The organism is Streptomyces sp. NTD107 (genome assembly GCF_059510435.1).
On record NZ_JCAJZV010000004.1, the window covers coordinates 443278 to 459219 of the forward strand.

Here is a 15942-nt window from a genome sequence, read left to right on the forward strand (position 1 = left end):
GTAAGCCCCCTCAGCCCAGTGGTCCGGCCACCGATTCGGCGGCCGTCACCAGCGACCCGTCCCGTACGAACGCCTCCGCCGCGGCCAGGTCGGGGGCCAGATAGCGGTCCTCGCCCGGCCCGCCGACCCCGGCCGCCCGTACCGCCTCGATCACGGCGCGGGCGGCGGGCCCGGGGCGCAGGCCCTGGGCGGCCAGCCCGTCGCGCAGTTCCAGGGCGCGGGTGGCCGCGCACAGCTCGACGGCGATCACCCGGGTCAGCCCGGCCACCGCCGTGCGCAGCTTGCGGGCGGCCGACCAGCCCATGGAGACGTGGTCCTCCTGCATCGCGGAGGACGGGATCGAGTCGACGGAGGCGGGGACGGCGAGCCGCTTCAGCTCGCTGACCAGCGCCGCCTGAGTGTATTGCGCGATCATCAGCCCGGAGTCCACGCCGGCGTCGGCGGCGAGGAACGGCGGCAGGCCGTGCGAGCGGTTCTTGTCCAGCAGCCGGTCGGTGCGGCGCTCCGCGATGGAGGCGAGATCGGCGACGGCGATGGCCAGGAAGTCGAGAACGTAACCGAGCGGCGCGCCGTGGAAGTTGCCGTTGGACTCCACCCGGGCGGGCCGGCCACCGGCCGCCGGTACGACCACCGGATTGTCGACGGCGGCGGCCAGTTCGCGCTCGGCGACCAGCCGGGCGTGCGCCAGGGTGTCCCGGCCGGCGCCGGTGACCTGGGGGGCGCAGCGCACCGAGTACGCGTCCTGCACGCGCGGCGCGTCGTCCTGGTGGTGGCCGGTGAGGCCCGAGCCGGCCAGCACGCGCAGCATGTTGGCGGCGCTGACCGCCTGGCCCGGATGCGGGCGGATGGCGTGCAGTTCGGGGGCGAGCACCTTGTCGGTGCCCAGCAGCGCCTCCAGGGAGAGGGCGGCGGTGATGTCGGCGGCGGTGAACAGCGCGGCGAGATCGGCGCAGGCCATCAGCAGCATGCCGAGCATGCCGTCGGTGCCGTTCAGCAGCGCCAGGCCCTCCTTCTCGCGGAGGGTGAGCGGGGTGATGCCGTGCTCGGCGAGCAGTTCGGCGGCGGGGCGGACCCGGCCGTCGGGGCCCTCCGCCTCGCCCTCGCCGATGAGGGTGAGGGCGCAGTGCGACAGCGGCGCGAGGTCGCCGGAGCAGCCGAGCGAGCCGTACTCATGGACGACGGGGGTGATGCCCGCGTTCAGGACGGCGGCCATGGTGCCGGCCACCTCGGGCCGTACCCCGGTGTGGCCGGAGGCGAGGGTCTTCAGCCGCAGGAACATCAGCGCCCGGACCACCTCGCGCTCCACTCGCGGTCCCATGCCGGCGGCGTGCGAGCGGACGATGTTGCGCTGGAGGCGGGCGCGCAGTTCGGGGCTGATGTGGCGTACGGCGAGGGCGCCGAAGCCGGTGGAGACGCCGTACACCGGCTCGGGGCGGGCGGCGAGGTCCTCCACGGCGGCGCGGGCGGCGGCCATCGCGGTACGGGTGGCGGCGGAGAGTTCGACGCGGGCGTCGTGCCGGGCGACGGCGATGACGTCGGCGGGGGTGGTGCCGGAGGGGTCGACCACGATGGATTGCATAGCCATATTCATAGAGCCTACGAACTGAATCGAAAATCGTCACGAAGGGGGTGGGTGAGCGGATGTACGGATACGGGCCGGGGCGCGGGCGCGGGTACGGACCGGGGTACGGGTACGGCTGCGGGTGCGGGCACCGTCATTCCCGGCCCCGGAAGCGGCGGCGTTCGGGCTCGTCCGGTGCGGTGGCCACCGGGGCATCGGCCATCCGCAGGGCCGCCAGGCCCTCGTCGCCGCGCCCGGCGACCACCGGGCCGGGCGCGTGGGTGGCCTTCGCCCGGTACTGGGCGGCGTCCGCCAGCCGGAACAGCCGGCGCGCGGTGGGCGGCGGGCCGACCCCCTCGCCGGTACCGGCGATGCCGCAGGCCACCCCCTCACCGAGGGCGAGACCGGCGGCGCCCCGGCACAGCCCGATGACGGCGCGTTCCACGTCGGCGTCCGGATGGCCGGTGACGACCAGGGCGAACTCATCGCCGCCGAGCCGGGCGGCGAGCGCACCGGGGAACGCGGCGGCACACAGGGACAGCAGCCTGCCGAAACGTTCCAGCAGGCGGTCGCCCGCCGCGTGACCGTACGTGTCGTTCACCTGCTTGAGGCCGTTCACGTCGCACACCACCAGCGCGAGCGGCGCACCCGTCGCCCGGTGCGCCGCCACCGCCTCCGCCAGCCGCTCGTCCACGGCGCGGCGATTGCCGAGCCCCGTCAGCGGATCGGTGAACGCCAGCCGCCGCACCCGCTCAAGCCGCTCGTGCTGGGCCAGGCCGGTGGCCGTGACCTGCGCCAGTACCGCCGCGAACTCCGCCTCGTGCGGCGAGAAGACCGGGGCGCCGGCGTCACGCGCCACATACAGCTCGCCCCAGGCCCGGTCGGCCAGCACGATGGGCGCCGCCACACAGCAGCCCCTCCCCTGCCGGCGCAGCGCGGCACCGCGCCGCGGGCCGTCCGCACGCTCCACCCAGGCCCTCGGCTCGCGCGGCGAGGCGAGCGCGATCTCCGGGAAGTCGTGCACGGCGTACGACTCGTCCGCCGGGAACTCCTCCTCGCCCGCCACCAGCCGGCCGGTGTTCACCAGCACCCGCAGCCGGCCCCGGTCGCGCTCCCACACGGACAGCGCGGCGAACGACCCGTCCAGCGCGCTGCGGGCGCCGTCCGCCGCCGCCCGCGCCACCTCCGGCAGCCGGGCCGCGCCGGCCATCGCGGCCACCAGCGCGGCGACCGCCCGCACCCCGGAAGCGTCCATGCGCCCCAGGCTAAACGGACCCCCCACCCCCCGCCCGGCGACCGGGTCGGCAGCGCGCCCGGGTCAGGCCGTGACCGTGGCGAGGAACTCCGTCCAGGCCCGGGACGGGAAGCTCAGCACCGGCCCTTCAACACGCTTGGAGTCCCGGACCGCGATGGTCCGGCCGGGGAATCGGGCCACCTCGGCGCAGGAGGCGTCGCCCTTGGAGGAGTAGGAACTCTTGAACCACTCGACGATCGGCCGTTGTTCCATGACGGACGGCACCTGCCTTCCGGTGGTGTGGTGAAGCACCCGGAACCGTACCCGGCTACTCCCCCGGCCAAGCCGGGCTGCGCTTTTCGTTGAAGGCCGCCACACCCTCCGTCCGGTCGCCGGAGAAGGCCACCGTGCGCCAGGCCGCGTCCTCCACCTCCAGGCCGGTGGGGAGGTCCAGGCCGAAGCCGGTGCGCAGGGCCCGCTTGGCCGATCGGAGGCCCACCGGGGAGTTGGCCGCGATGCGGCCCGCCAGCGCCAGCGCCTCGGTACGGTCCTCGCCGTCCGCCGTCAGCCGGTCGATCAGGCCCAGGGTCAGCGCCTCCTCCGCCGCCACCCGCCGGCCGGTGAAGATCAGCTCGGCGGCCCGCGCCGCGCCCACCCGGCGCGGCAGCAGCTGCGTGCCGCCGCCGCCCGGGATGACGCCGACCGTCACCTCCGGCAGGCCGAGCACCGCCGTGGGGTCGGCGACGATCAGGTCGCAGGACAGCGCCAGTTCGAAGCCGCCGCCCAGCGCGTAGCCGTGCACCGCCGCGATCACCGGCATCGGCAGGTTCAGGACCCCGCCGTACGCCGCCCGCGCCACCGGCCGCTGGCGGCCGAGATCCGCGTCGCTGAACGCGTTGCGTTCCTTCAGGTCGGCACCCACGCAGAACGCCCGCTCATGGCTGGAGCTCAGCACCACCGCCCGTACCTCCCGGGCCGGCGCCGCCGCCAGCGCCGCGCAGGCGTCCGCGATGGCGCGCGCCATCGCCGTCGAGACCGCGTTCATCGCCGGCACCCGGTCCAGGACCAGCTCGGCGACCCCGCTGCCCGCGTCCCGCCGGACCGCCACCCACTCGCCGTACCGCTCTTCCGTCGCTTCCGTCCCGTCCGCCCCGCTCACGTGCGCGCTCACTCCCCGCCCCTTCTCGACAGCAGCCACGGTTCCACTATCCCCAGCCCGCGCACCGGCCGCTGATACAGCGGTTGCAGCGCGAACCGGTACGAGCGGGCGTCCCGGCCGCCCGCCGCCTTCTCCGACTCCGGGGCCATTCCCGCCGAGGTCAGTTCGTCCCGCAGCGCGCCGTCCACCAGCACCATGTCCTTCGGCGCTATCGACGTCAGCCGGCTCGCGAGATTCACCGTGTTGCCGAAGACATCGCCCATCCGGGTCGTGACCGTCCCGAACGCGATCCCCACCCGCAGCTCCGGCATCATCGGGTCATCGCCCAGGGTCTCCACCAGCCGCAGCCCGATGTCGGCCGCCGTCCCCGCGTCGTCCGCCGCGAACAGCACCTCGTCCCCCAGCGTCTTGATCAGCCGCCCGCCCTGCGCCGCGACCTGGTCGGCGGCCGTCGTCTCGAACGCCTCCACCAGCTCGCCGAGTTCCTCTTCCTCCAGGCGCCGGGTCAGCCGGGTGAAGCCCACCAGGTCGGCGAAGCCCACCGCCAGCCGCCGGTCCACCATCTCCGCGTCGTCCTGGGCCTGCACCACCCGCCCGGTGGCCGCCGCCAGCTGGCGCCGCCACACGTACACCAGGAATTCCTCAAGCTCCGGCAGCAGCAGCTCCACCAGCGGGTACGCCACCTCGGTGCGGGTCATGCCCGGCTCGGGGGGCTCGATCAGGCCCTCCAGGAACGAGTCGATCTGCCAGTCCGCCAGCCGCGCCGTGGTCTGTCCGGTGGAGCGCGCCACCTGGATCGCCATCGACTCGCTCAGCAGCCCGGCCTCCACCAGGCCGCCGAGCCGCCGCAGCGCCAGCACGTCCGCCTCGGTGAGCACCTTCGCCTGCCCCACGTCGGGGAAGCCCATCGCGCGCCAGAAGCGGGTGCCCAGGTCCAGCGATACGCCGGCGGCGCGCGCCGCCTGGAACGGGGTGTACTGCCGTTCGGATCCGATGATCAGCTGCTCGATGCGCAGCGCGATGGTATCGTCACCGGTCTCGTCGGGCGGGGCGCCTTCCGGATCAGTCACGGCCTCTGCCCGCCCTCGCCCACGTGAACGCCACCGGGGTGGGGTTCCCTCCGCTGCGCACTGCCGCCGCCCTACCGTTCCTGCTCATTCACGCCCATCGCGTGGTGTCCATCGCACAACCCTACGGCAGGTGTGCCCTAAGTCACGCGGGGCGTTGCCGGGCAATCACCGCAGGTGCACGATGTCGGCCGCGTCCACCGGCCGCTGTACGCCCTCGGCGTCGGCGATCACCAGCCGGCCGGTGGAATCCAGCGCCACCGCCTCGCCGCGCACCTCGGCGCCGCCCGGCAGCAGGGCGCGTACGGTGCGGCCGAGGGTCGCGCAGCAGGCCGCGTACGCCGGGAGCAGTCCGCCGGCGCTCGCGTCGCCGCCCGCCACCGTCCAGCGGCCGTACCACTCGGCGAGGGAGCGCAGTACGGCGCGCAGCAGCGGATCGCGGTCCGTGGTGGCGGCCCCGGCGAGCAGCAGTGAGCCGGCGGTGGGGACCGGCAGTTCGTCGGCGCGCAGCGAGACGTTCAGCCCCATGCCGAGGACGACGGCGGCGGAGCCGTCCGGCAGCGTCACCCGTTCGGCGAGAATCCCGCCGAGCTTGCGCTCCTCGCCGTCGACCGTCACCAGCAGATCGTTGGGCCACTTGAGCGCGGTGGCGACCTCCGTGACGGGGGTGAGCGCGGTGACGGCGGCGACCCCGGCGAGCAGCGGCAGCCAGCCCCAGCGCTCGGCGGGCACCTCGCGGCCGGGCGCGAGCAGCACGGAGAAGAACAGCCCGGAGCGGGCGGGGGCGTTCCACCGCCGGTCGAGCCGGCCGCGCCCGTGCACCTGCTCCTCCGCCACCCGTACGGTGCCGGGCGCGGCCTCGCCGGAGGCCGCGGCGGCGGCCAGGTCGGCGTTGGTGGAGCCGGTGGATTCGACGACCGTCAGATCGGTCCACAGGCTGCCGGGCCGTACCAGGGCGGTGTGCAGGGAGCGGGGGTTCAGCGGGGGGCGGTCCAGGTCGGACCAGCGGCCTGCGGGCGGGGGCGGCGGGGGCGGGGGCGTCATGCGCTCACCCTAGGTCGTCGGACGGCCCGCTGCGGGCTGTGCGGCGCCCGGCGATCTTTGGCCTGATCGCGCTGTGATCCACGCCGCACCGGCGGGGCGGCCGGGTGCTGGTTACGCTACTTCCCGGTAGCCCACCCGAGGACGAGTAGGAGCCGCGTACCGTGCCCGAACTGTCGCCGCAGGAAACCGCCCACACCACGGCGGGCAAGATCGAGGACTTCCGGCTGCGGGCTGCCGAGGCGGTGCGGGCCGGCTCGGACCGGGCGGTGGCCAAGCAGCACGCCAAGGGGAAGGGCACCGCGCGCGAGCGGGTGCTGGCGCTGCTGGACGAGGGGTCGTTCACCGAGTTGGACGAGTTCGCCCGGCACCGTTCCACCTCCTTCGGCATCGAGCGGAACCGCCCGTACGGGGACGGGGTGGTCACCGGCTACGGAACGGTCGACGGCCGGCCGGTGGCCGTCTACTCGCAGGACTTCACCGTGTTCGGCGGCTCGCTGGGCGAGGTGTACGGCGAGAAGATCGTCAAGGTCATGGACTGGGCTCTGAAGACCGGTTGCCCGATCATCGGCATCAACGACGGCGGTGGCGCCCGGATTCAGGAGGGGGTCACCGCGCTCGGCCTGTTCGCCGAGATCTTCCGCCGCAATGTGCACGGCTCCGGGGTGGTCCCGCAGATCTCGCTCATCATGGGCCCCTGCGCGGGCGGCGCCGTCTACTCCCCCGCGATCACCGACTTCACGGTGATGGTCGATCAGACCTCCCACATGTTCATCACCGGTCCCGATGTCATCAAGACCGTCACCGGCGAGGACGTCGGCTTCGAGGAACTGGGCGGGGCCCGTACCCACAACACCGTCTCCGGCGTCGCGCACCATCTCGCGGGCGACGAGAAGGACGCCATCGAGTACGTCAAGACGCTGCTGTCCTACCTGCCCTCCAACAACCTGGCCGAGCCGCCCGCCTTCCCGGACGAGGAGGCCGATCTGGAGCCCGACGAGGACGACCGGCAGCTCAACACCCTCATCCCGGACTCCGCCAACCAGCCCTACGACATGCACCAGGTCATCGAAGGGGTGCTGGACGACCGGGAGTTCCTGGAGACCCAGCCGCTGTTCGCGCCGAACATCGTCACCGGCTTCGGCCGGGTCGAGGGCCGCTCGGTGGGCGTCGTCGCCAACCAGCCGCTCCAGTTCGCCGGCTGCCTGGACATCAACGCCTCCGAGAAGGCCGCCCGCTTCGTGCGCACCTGCGACGCGTTCAACATCCCGGTGCTGACGTTCGTGGACGTGCCCGGCTTCCTGCCCGGCACCGACCAGGAGTACGGCGGCATCATCCGGCGCGGCGCCAAGCTGATCTACGCCTACGCCGAGGCCACCGTCCCGCTCATCACCGTGATCACCCGCAAGGCGTTCGGCGGCGCGTACGACGTCATGGGCTCCAAGCATCTGGGCGCCGACCTCAATCTGGCCTGGCCCACCGCGCAGGTGGCGGTCATGGGCGCGCAGGGCGCGGTGAACATCCTGCACCGGCGCACCCTGGCCGCGGTGGCGGACCCGGCCGAGCGGGAGGCGGAGCGGGCCCGGCTGACCGCCGAGTACGAGGACACGCTGCTCAACCCGTACGCCGCCGCCGAACGCGGCTATGTGGACGCGGTGATCATGCCGGCCGACACCCGGCGGCACATCGTACGGGGGCTGCGGGCGCTGCGGACCAAGCGCGAGCAGCTGCCGCCCAAGAAGCACGGCAACATCCCGCTGTGAGCAACGGAAACGGAGAGGCCGACGATGATGATCCGTGTCGTACGGGGGAATCCGACGCCGGAGGAACTGGCCGCCGCGCTCGCGGTGATGCGGGCCAAGGTGGCCGCCGCGGCCGGGACGGCGGGGGCGGACGCGCCGATCGGGCCCGACGGGTGGGCGGCGCGCGAGCAGGCGGTGCGCCGCCCGCTGCCGCCGCCGGGGCCCGGCGCGTGGCGAGCGGCGCACCGGGCACGCTGAACGGCCGAGAAGTCCACGCAGGTTGAGTACCCGTACTCAGGCGGCGGGGCCGCCCGGCGCGGGACCATTAAAGGATGCTGTGGTCCGACATGCGCCGTCAGGAGCCGTCCCGGGAGGCCCGCACCACCCGCGCCATGCTGCGCCGGGTGGGGTGGGTGATCGCCCTGGCGGGCATGATCGGCACGTCCTTGGTGATGCTGTCGCAGCCGCCGACCTGATGAGGCGGAACGCCGGCCGGCGGCTGCGGCAGCGGGGCCGGGGCGGTCAGCCGTTCAGCGTCTCGTCGGCCGCGAGGGCCGCCGCCCGTTCGGTGAGGATGGTGCGCAGTTGCTCCGCCGGGACGGACAGCGCGTCCATGTCCGCGCCGTTGGCCTCGGCCGAGGCCAGCACCGCGTCCAGGGCCTCCAGCGCGCTGCCGGAGGCGAACCATCCCTCGTACAGCTCGCGGTAGGCGTCGAGGTAGACGTCCTCGAAGGCGTCCGCTTCGAGGAAGCGCTCCTTGAGGGTGTTGCCGCCCATGCCGCGCATGTTGTCGCCGTCCAGCTCGATCTCCTCGCCGTCCGGACCGATCAGCCGGGCGCCACCGCCGGGCCCTTCGCCGCCGGGGCCGGCTCCCTGACCGCCGCCCGGGCCGCCGCCCGGCGGCATCCGGCCGCCGGCGCCGGGTCCCGTGCCATCCGGAGCGGTGCCGCCCTCGGGGGCTGCCGGTGCCGTGCCGTCCGGGACCGTACCGTCCGGGACCGTGGCGTCCGGGACCGTGCCGTCCGGGACCGTGCCGTCCGGGACCGTGCCGTCCGGCGCCGTACCGTCCGGGACCGTGCCGTCGTCCGCACCGTTCTCGGCGGTGCCGGGGAGCTCCGCGCCCTCCGGCAGGGCGCCCATCGCGAACCCGCCCATCGACGACTGGTCGAACGGCCCCGCCGTGGCGTCCCCGCTCAGCGACAGGTTGAAGTCCCAGCCCAGCACGGAGAACTTCTTGGTGTCCAGGTCGTACCAGAGCAGATAGTTCTGCCCCGGCCCGCTCATGTCGTCGAAGTTCATCAGCAGGTTCTGGGTGGCCACGTAGGCCGCGAAGGAGTCGATGTCGACCCAGTCGCCCAGCTCCGCCGCGAACTCCTCGTCACTCGCCTCCTCGGCCCACTTGATCAGATTGATCAGCGGCTGAAGATCCTGGCTGCCCTTCTTGGTGATCTGTTTGAACTGATCCTGATAGTCGGTCGGATCGTCCCCCACATAGGTGAAACTGCTGGACGCCCGCGCCTTGTACAGCACTCCGTTGCCGCCGATCCGGTCGGTGGCATAGCCGGGGCTGGGGTTCTCCACCAGCAGCCGGGTGGCGGTGGGGCGGTTGTTGACCGTGAAGGAGGTGAAGGTGTAGCGCTCCGCCACCTGCCCGGAGGAGTCCATCAGCGACAGCATGAGCGCCTCGTTCAGCGCGGTGGACTCGCCGGTGCCGGGCCGTACCGAGATCTCGGTGTGGCCCTGGTAGGCGCGGCCCTCGATGTACTGGTCGATCTTGATCAGCCAGGGCAGGTTCTCGGGCTCGTCGGTGGACAACTGCTCCGTGGTCATCTGCATGCCGTTCAGCCGGGCGGTTTCGTCGGCGCCGTCCATCTCGGGCGGCACGGCGGCCTCCGGGTCGATCTCCTCCCCGTCCGGACCGACGATGCGCATCCCCGGCCCGTCCCCCATGCCGCCACCGCGCAGACTGGCCAGCGTGGAGTTGCCCTTGAGCCGTACGCCGACGCTCTCGATGAAGGTGCCGTCGATGGTGAGGTCGGCCTCCATCCACTCCTTGTCGCCGTCCTCCTGGTAGGCGGTGATCAGCCGCTGGTAGTCGGCCTCGTTGTACTCCAGCGACACGGTGTGGCTCTCTCCGGTGTCGTAGAGGTCGGTGATGCCCTCGATGTTCTGGGTGATCTGCTCGGCGTCGCCGTCCGAGGCGCTGGTGACCATGGCCGACACCCGGGTGTCGCCGAAGTACACCAGCAGCAGCGACAGCGCCACCACCAGGGCCGCCATCGGCTTCCAGTGCTGCCGCAGCGGCACCGGCACCCGGTGCGCGAGCCTGGCCCGGCCGGCCGTCATCACAGGTCCGTCTGGTCGTAGCCGGTCAGTACGGTGACCCGCTGGCCCATGGTGCGTTCCTGGAGCGCCGCGACCAGGGCGCCGGGCTCGCGGCCCTTCTTCAGGCGCACCGTGTAGAAGACCTCGGTCAGCGCCCCGCCGCGGATCGATTCGGTGCTGACCAGCTCGAACTCACTGGTGAAGTCGATCAGCACGTCCTGGATGACCTGGGTGTGGTCCTCGCCGGCCGGCACCTGCACCTTGACCACCTGGCGCTGCACGTTCAGCTGGAACATGTTGAACTTGTGCATCACCAGGATGATCACGCAGATGGTGATGCCGGCGATCACGGCCAGCGCGTAGAAGCGGGCGCCACAGGCCATGCCCAGGCCCATCACCAGGAAGATGAAGCCGACGTCCCTGGTTTCCTTGATGGCGTTCCGGAAACGCACCACGGACAACGCGCCCACCAGGGAGAACGCCCGGGCGAGGTTGGAGCCGACCACCAGCAGGATCATCGCCACGATGACCCCGATGATCACCAGCGTCTGCACATAGGACTGGCTGTAGGAGACATTGCTGTGGGTGGCGCGGTAGACGTAGCCGACCATCATGCTCAGGGCGAAGGAGATCACCAGCGAGAGCACGATGTCGGCGACGCTGAACGTGCCGCTGAGGTCCTGGAGTTCAGAGAACACGGGCGTTTTCCTTCGGGAACAATGGGGTGGTGGGGACGGTACGGGCGGGGGTTTCGGGGAGGGCTTCCTCCCGGACGTGGAAGACGGAGCGCGGTGCCTTGCCGTGCGCTTCCACGCTCTGCACGTATTTGGAGATCCGGACCACGCTGAGACTGCGCCGGGCCATCAGATCGGTGATCCAGTACGGGACGCGCTCGTTCACCTTGACTTCCATCACCGTCAGCCGGGGCGGGATGATGAAACGGTTCTCCGCCGCCGTCGCCAGGTGGAAGTCGCGGTCGCGGCCCCGGATCCGGCTGTCGAAGGTCACCCGCAGGCCGGTGTCCTGGTCGCGGCCCTTGAGCGCCTCGCGCTGATAGCCGGTGATCACGGTGGGCTGGAGGTTCAGCCGGACGATGAGATCGAGCACCTCCTGGCCGAACGGGCCGGGCTCCACCAGTTCGCGCCGGTCGCACAACGCCCGCGCGGTGTCGTACGGCATGCGCATCCGGCGCTTCTGGGTGACCCGGTTGACGCGCTGTTTGATCTCCACGAAGACCGGGCTGTCCTCGGTGATGGTGCCGAGATCGCCGTAATGTCTGATGCGCAGTTTGCGGCGGAACTTCAGGCCCTCGATCTTCTCCCAGTAGAAGCGCAGGGCCGGGGTGTCGTAATACAGGCTCCACACCCCGTAGCCGCCGGGCGGGCTGTACTCGTCCCGGTCCATGCGCCGCGCCAGTTCCTCGCGGATCGCGGGAACATCCTCGTTCGCGACCAGATATTTGATCTCGTAGCGGTTGAACGCGTGCAGCCTGCTGGCCACGCCCCGGGTGAGTCCGGCTGCGTCGTCGTCATCGGCGGCCATCCCGCTCCCTTCGGCTCGTCGGTGGTTCGATCGGCTTCGAATCGGCTTCGAAACGCCAACCAACAAGGCGAAGATGAGAACTTAATAAGAACTGCCTATGAACGGTCTGAAGCGTTCGATTGACCGGAATCCGTCCCCCGGCGGACCGGAGTGCCCGTCCGGGTAGGGCAGGCGTGAGTGTCACCCCCGGTGGATACGCTGACCGGCATGGACCACACGCCCCACCCCGTACCGCCCGCCACCCCCGCCGGCCGGCGACGGCTGGTGCTCGCCTCGCAGTCACCGGCCCGGCTCGCGCTGCTGCGGCAGGCCGGGTTCGCGCCCGAGGTGATCGTGAGCGGCGTGGACGAGGACGCGCTGAGCGCCGACAGCCCGCGCGCGCTGGCCCAGGTGCTGGCCGAGGCCAAGGCGGCGGCCGTGGCCGCCCTGCCCCGGGCGGCCGGGGCGCTGGTCATCGGCTGCGACTCCGTCCTCGAACTGGACGGGGCGGCGCTGGGCAAGCCGGCCTCACCGGAGGACGCCATCGCCCGCTGGAAGTCGATGCGCGGCCGGTCCGGCGTGCTGCTGACCGGGCACCGGGTGATCGACACCGGCACCGGGCGGGCCGCCTCGGGCGTGGCGGCCACCACCGTACGGTTCGGGGACCCGGACGACGCCGAGATCGCCGCCTATGTCGCCACCGGCGAACCCCTCCACGTGGCAGGGGCCTTCACCCTCCAGGGCCGCTCGGCGCCCTTCATCGACGGCATCGACGGCGACCCGGGCAATGTGATCGGCCTGTCAATGCCCCTGCTGCGTACCCTGCTCGGCCACCTCGGCGTCTCCGTCACCGAGTTGTGGGACCAGTGACGCGGGGGGCGGGTACATGGTGAGCGTCAGGACCACCAGGCCGAACACGGTCATCACCGCCGCGAACACCCACCACCCCAACAGCGCCACCGACAGCGCGCCCAGTACCGCGTGCAGCACCGCGCAGCCGATCAGCAGCCCCCGCCGCCACCGCCCGGGCGGCCGGTCGGTGACCGCCGTACGGGCCAGCGCCGCCGCGCACAGCAGCAGAAAGACGGCGAGCAGCGCGCCCGCCGTCCACGTGGAAACACTCATGGTGGTGGACGAGATGCCGCCCAGGGACATGTGCTGCCGGTCCACGACCACACCCAGAATCCAGTGCAGCGCCCCGAGCGCCGCCGCACCGGCGATGACCGCGCCCGCCGTGACGGCCGCCACGCTTCGTCTGCCCCGGTTCACGCAGCGCACGCTACTGCCGGGTAATCCGGTCGGCAACCCCTCGCGGACAGCCGGTGTCCTGGCTGTTACGAGCGAGGTCCCGGCGAAAAAGAATCCGGGCCGCGATTATGGGGTTCCCACAATCACGATGGCTCACAGCGCCCCACCAGGCCGGATCGGGGCCCGGCGCGAGCACCGCTCAAGGCGCCGCCCAGCGGGGCGCGTACCGTGGAAGCGCAGGGCAGCAGGCACCTCATTCCACGCTCCCTCACCCACCGTGCGGAAAAGCTCACTCATCTGGGCGACTCGGCGCGGGGTGTCGTCAGTACCTAAACTCGGCTTGTTCCAAGGAGGGAGCCATCGTGCGTAAGGTGCTCATCGCCAATCGCGGCGAAATCGCCGTTCGCGTCGCCCGGGCGTGCCGTGATGCCGGAATCGCCAGCGTCGCCGTCTACGCCGAACCGGACCGGGAGGCCGTCCATGTGCGCGCCACCGATGAGGCGTTCGCGCTGGGTGGTGACACCCCGGCCACCAGCTATCTGGACATCGACAAGGTGTTGAAGGCGGCTGCCGACTCCGGCGCCGACGCGATCCACCCCGGCTACGGATTCCTCTCCGAGAACGCCGAGTTCGCGCAGGCCGTGCTGGACGCCGGGCTGACCTGGATCGGCCCGCCGCCGGCGGCCATCCGCGACCTGGGCGACAAGGTCGCCGCCCGCCACATCGCGCAGCGGGCCGGTGCCCCGCTGGTGGCCGGCACCCCCGACCCGGTCGGCGGGGCGGACGAGGTGGTGGCCTTCGCGAAGGAGAACGGGCTGCCGATCGCCATCAAGGCGGCCTTCGGCGGCGGCGGGCGCGGCCTGAAGGTGGCCCGCACGCTGGAGGAGATCCCCGAGCTGTACGACTCTGCGGTCCGGGAAGCGCTGGCCGCCTTCGGGCGCGGCGAGTGCTTCGTGGAGCGCTACCTGGACCGGCCGCGGCACGTGGAGACACAGTGCCTGGCCGACACCCACGGCAATGTGGTCGTGGTGTCCACCCGCGACTGCTCCCTCCAGCGGCGCCACCAGAAGCTGGTGGAGGAGGCCCCGGCCCCGTACCTGAGCGAGGCGCAGAACGCCGAGCTGTACCGCGCCTCGAAGGCCATCCTCAAGGAGGCCGGCTATGTGGGCGCCGGCACCTGCGAGTTCCTGGTGGGCCAGGACGGCACGATCTCCTTCCTGGAGGTCAACACCCGGCTCCAGGTGGAGCACCCGGTGACCGAGGAGGTCACCGGCATCGACCTGGTGCGCGAGCAGTTCCGGATCGCGGACGGCGAGGCGCTGGGGTACGAGGACCCGGTGCTGCGCGGCCACTCCTTCGAGTTCCGGATCAACGGCGAGGACCCGGGGCGCAACTTCCTGCCCGCGCCGGGTACGGTCACGGCGTTCTCCGCGCCCACCGGCCCGGGGGTCCGTCTTGACGCGGGGGTCGAGTCGGGTTCGGTGATCGGTCCGGCGTGGGACTCGCTGCTGGCGAAGCTGATCGTGACCGGTGCGACGCGGGGGCAGGCGCTCCAGCGGGCGGCCCGGGCGCTGGCGGAGTTCCAGGTCGAGGGCATGGCGACGGCGATCCCGTTCCACCGTGCGGTGGTGGTGGATCCGGCGTTCGCGCCCGAGGTGTCCGCCGAGCGCGCCGGGGAACCGTTCACGGTGCACACCCGGTGGATCGAGACCGAGTTCAAGAACACCATCGAGCCCTTCGGTGCCGCCGCCACGGCGGAGGACGAGGCCGACACCCGCGAGACGGTCGTGGTGGAGGTCGGCGGGAAGCGGCTTGAGGTGTCGCTGCCGGCCACGCTGGCGATGCCGCTGGCGCGGGCGGCGGTGGCGGGCGGCGCGAAGCCGGCCCGGCGCAAGGCCGGCCGCAAGGCGTCGAGCGCGGCCTCGGGTGACACGCTGGCGTCGCCGATGCAGGGCACCGTGGTGAAGGTGGCCGTGGAGGAGGGGCAGCAGGTCGCCGAGGGCGAGCTGGTACTGGTCCTGGAGGCGATGAAGATGGAGCAGCCCATCAACGCGCACCGGGCCGGTACGGTCACCGACTTGAAGGCCGAGGTCGGCGGCGCCCTGTCCTCGGGCGCGGCGATCTGCCAGATCAAGGACTGACCCTCGGTACGACGGCAGCCCCCCGAATCCCCCGCCCGCACACCGGCCGGGGGATTCGGCCTTCCCGCCCCCGCCGGCCCCCCGAGACACGATCGACGGGGCCCGGGCCGGACGGGCCGGACGGGCCGGACGGGCCGGACGGGCCGGACGGGCCGGACGGGCCGGACGGGCCGGACGGGCCGGACGGGCCGGGCAGGACGGCACGGGCAGGACGGCACAGACCGAACGGCTCGGCCAGCCCGGAGGGCACGGACCGGAGGGCACGGACCCGGGAGGGCACGGACCCGGGAGGGCACGGGCCGGAGGGCCGGACCCGGGAGGGCCGGACCCGGGAGGGCCGGACGGGCACGGGCCGGACGGACACGGGCCGGACGGACACCATCCGGGAGGCTCGGCCCGGCTCGGGCGGCGACGGCCCGCAGGGTGCGGGCCGGGAGGACGCAGCCCACAGGGCACAGTCTGGGAAGACGCGGCCCGGACGGCACGGCCCAGCCCGGAGAGCACGGACCGGACGACACGGACCGGACGGCACGGCCCAGCCCGGAGAGCACGGACCGGACGACACGGACCGGACGGCACGGCCCAGCCCGGAGGGCACGGACCCGGGAGGGCACGGACCGGAGGGCACGGGCCGGAGGGCCGGACCCGGGAGTTGCCGGACCGGCACGGGCCGGACGGACACCATCCGGGAGGCTCGGCCCGGCTCGGGCGGCGACGGCCCGCAGGGCACGGCCCGGACAACACGGAACGGCCCGGACGGGCCCGGCTCAGGCCGGACCGCTCAGGCCGGCTGCCCGGCTCAGGCCGGACCGCTCAGGCCGGCTGCCCGTCGCCCAGCGACCGCGGTGTGGTCGCGAAGGGCAGCGCCCCGGGGGCATCACCCCGGGACCAAGGACCACTGCC

The 15942-nt window shown here is 72.7% G+C and carries 15 protein-coding genes; 5 read left to right on the forward strand and 10 right to left on the reverse strand.

What is annotated here, in order from left to right; genetic code table 11:
* Positions 1-10: 10 nt before the first annotated feature.
* The 6 genes from hutH to AC5WRL_RS12055 all read right to left on the reverse strand — a co-directional run bounded on the left by hutH (position 11) and on the right by AC5WRL_RS12055 (position 6065).
* Complete coding sequence (hutH, locus tag AC5WRL_RS12030) at positions 11-1579, reverse strand: histidine ammonia-lyase (protein WP_496088463.1); 1569 nt, start codon at positions 1577-1579, stop codon at positions 11-13.
* Positions 1580-1715: 136 nt separating this feature from the next.
* Positions 1716-2816, reverse strand: coding sequence for a GGDEF domain-containing protein (locus tag AC5WRL_RS12035; protein WP_496088412.1), 1101 nt, complete (start codon positions 2814-2816; stop codon positions 1716-1718).
* A 63-nt stretch (positions 2817-2879) separates the two neighbouring features.
* On the reverse strand, positions 2880-3068 hold the full coding sequence (locus tag AC5WRL_RS12040) for a DUF397 domain-containing protein (protein ID WP_496088413.1): 189 nt from the start codon (positions 3066-3068) through the stop codon (positions 2880-2882).
* Between the two features lie 55 nt (positions 3069-3123).
* A complete protein-coding gene (locus AC5WRL_RS12045) occupies positions 3124-3966 on the reverse strand; it encodes an enoyl-CoA hydratase/isomerase family protein (RefSeq protein WP_496088414.1) in 843 nt (280 codons plus the stop codon).
* Entirely contained in the window at positions 3963-5024 is a 1062-nt protein-coding gene (locus tag AC5WRL_RS12050; RefSeq protein ID WP_496088415.1) for an adenylate/guanylate cyclase domain-containing protein, read from the reverse strand. The genes AC5WRL_RS12045 and AC5WRL_RS12050 overlap by 4 nt, the downstream gene beginning before the upstream one ends.
* Positions 5025-5189: 165 nt before the next feature.
* Positions 5190-6065 carry a biotin--[acetyl-CoA-carboxylase] ligase gene (locus tag AC5WRL_RS12055; protein WP_496088416.1) on the reverse strand — a complete coding sequence of 292 codons (876 nt, stop codon included), beginning with the start codon at positions 6063-6065 and terminating at the stop codon, positions 5190-5192.
* A 170-nt stretch (positions 6066-6235) separates the two neighbouring features.
* Here AC5WRL_RS12055 and AC5WRL_RS12060 point away from each other — a divergent pair, with 170 nt between their 5' ends.
* The 3 genes from AC5WRL_RS12060 (at position 6236) to mmpB (ending at position 8280) form a co-directional block, all read left to right on the forward strand.
* A complete protein-coding gene (locus tag AC5WRL_RS12060) occupies positions 6236-7825 on the forward strand; it encodes an acyl-CoA carboxylase subunit beta (RefSeq protein ID WP_496088464.1) in 1590 nt (529 codons plus the stop codon).
* Positions 7826-7849: 24 nt separating this feature from the next.
* Positions 7850-8062: an acyl-CoA carboxylase epsilon subunit gene (locus AC5WRL_RS12065; RefSeq protein WP_496088417.1), complete on the forward strand. Its 213-nt coding sequence runs from the start codon at positions 7850-7852 to the stop codon at positions 8060-8062.
* 74 nt (positions 8063-8136) lie between these two features.
* Positions 8137-8280 carry a morphogenic membrane protein MmpB gene (gene mmpB / locus AC5WRL_RS12070; protein ID WP_496088418.1) on the forward strand — a complete coding sequence of 48 codons (144 nt, stop codon included), beginning with the start codon at positions 8137-8139 and terminating at the stop codon, positions 8278-8280.
* A gap of 46 nt (positions 8281-8326) precedes the next feature.
* On the opposite strand, the gene AC5WRL_RS12075 is transcribed toward mmpB, so the two are convergent.
* From AC5WRL_RS12075 to AC5WRL_RS12085, 3 genes are read right to left on the reverse strand one after another with little or no spacing between them, the layout of a single operon-like run.
* Positions 8327-10150, reverse strand: coding sequence for a CotH kinase family protein (locus tag AC5WRL_RS12075; RefSeq protein WP_496088419.1), 1824 nt, complete (start codon positions 10148-10150; stop codon positions 8327-8329).
* Positions 10150-10827 (reverse strand): DUF4956 domain-containing protein, encoded by a 678-nt coding sequence (locus AC5WRL_RS12080; RefSeq protein WP_496088420.1) that lies wholly within the window; start codon positions 10825-10827, stop codon positions 10150-10152. The genes AC5WRL_RS12075 and AC5WRL_RS12080 overlap by 1 nt, the downstream gene beginning before the upstream one ends.
* Positions 10817-11671 carry a polyphosphate polymerase domain-containing protein gene (locus AC5WRL_RS12085; protein ID WP_496088421.1) on the reverse strand — a complete coding sequence of 285 codons (855 nt, stop codon included), beginning with the start codon at positions 11669-11671 and terminating at the stop codon, positions 10817-10819. The genes AC5WRL_RS12080 and AC5WRL_RS12085 overlap by 11 nt, the downstream gene beginning before the upstream one ends.
* 207 nt (positions 11672-11878) lie before the next feature.
* Between AC5WRL_RS12085 and AC5WRL_RS12090 the strand changes: the two genes are divergently transcribed.
* Positions 11879-12520: a Maf family protein gene (locus tag AC5WRL_RS12090; protein WP_496088422.1), complete on the forward strand. Its 642-nt coding sequence runs from the start codon at positions 11879-11881 to the stop codon at positions 12518-12520.
* Here AC5WRL_RS12090 and AC5WRL_RS12095 read toward each other — a convergent pair.
* Entirely contained in the window at positions 12452-12919 is a 468-nt protein-coding gene (locus AC5WRL_RS12095; RefSeq protein WP_496088423.1) for a hypothetical protein, read from the reverse strand. The genes AC5WRL_RS12090 and AC5WRL_RS12095 overlap by 69 nt on opposite strands.
* Before the next feature lie 341 nt (positions 12920-13260).
* Between AC5WRL_RS12095 and AC5WRL_RS12100 the strand changes: the two genes are divergently transcribed.
* A complete protein-coding gene (locus AC5WRL_RS12100; RefSeq protein ID WP_496088424.1) occupies positions 13261-15039 on the forward strand; it encodes an acetyl/propionyl/methylcrotonyl-CoA carboxylase subunit alpha in 1779 nt (592 codons plus the stop codon).
* Positions 15040-15942 lie beyond the last annotated feature (903 nt).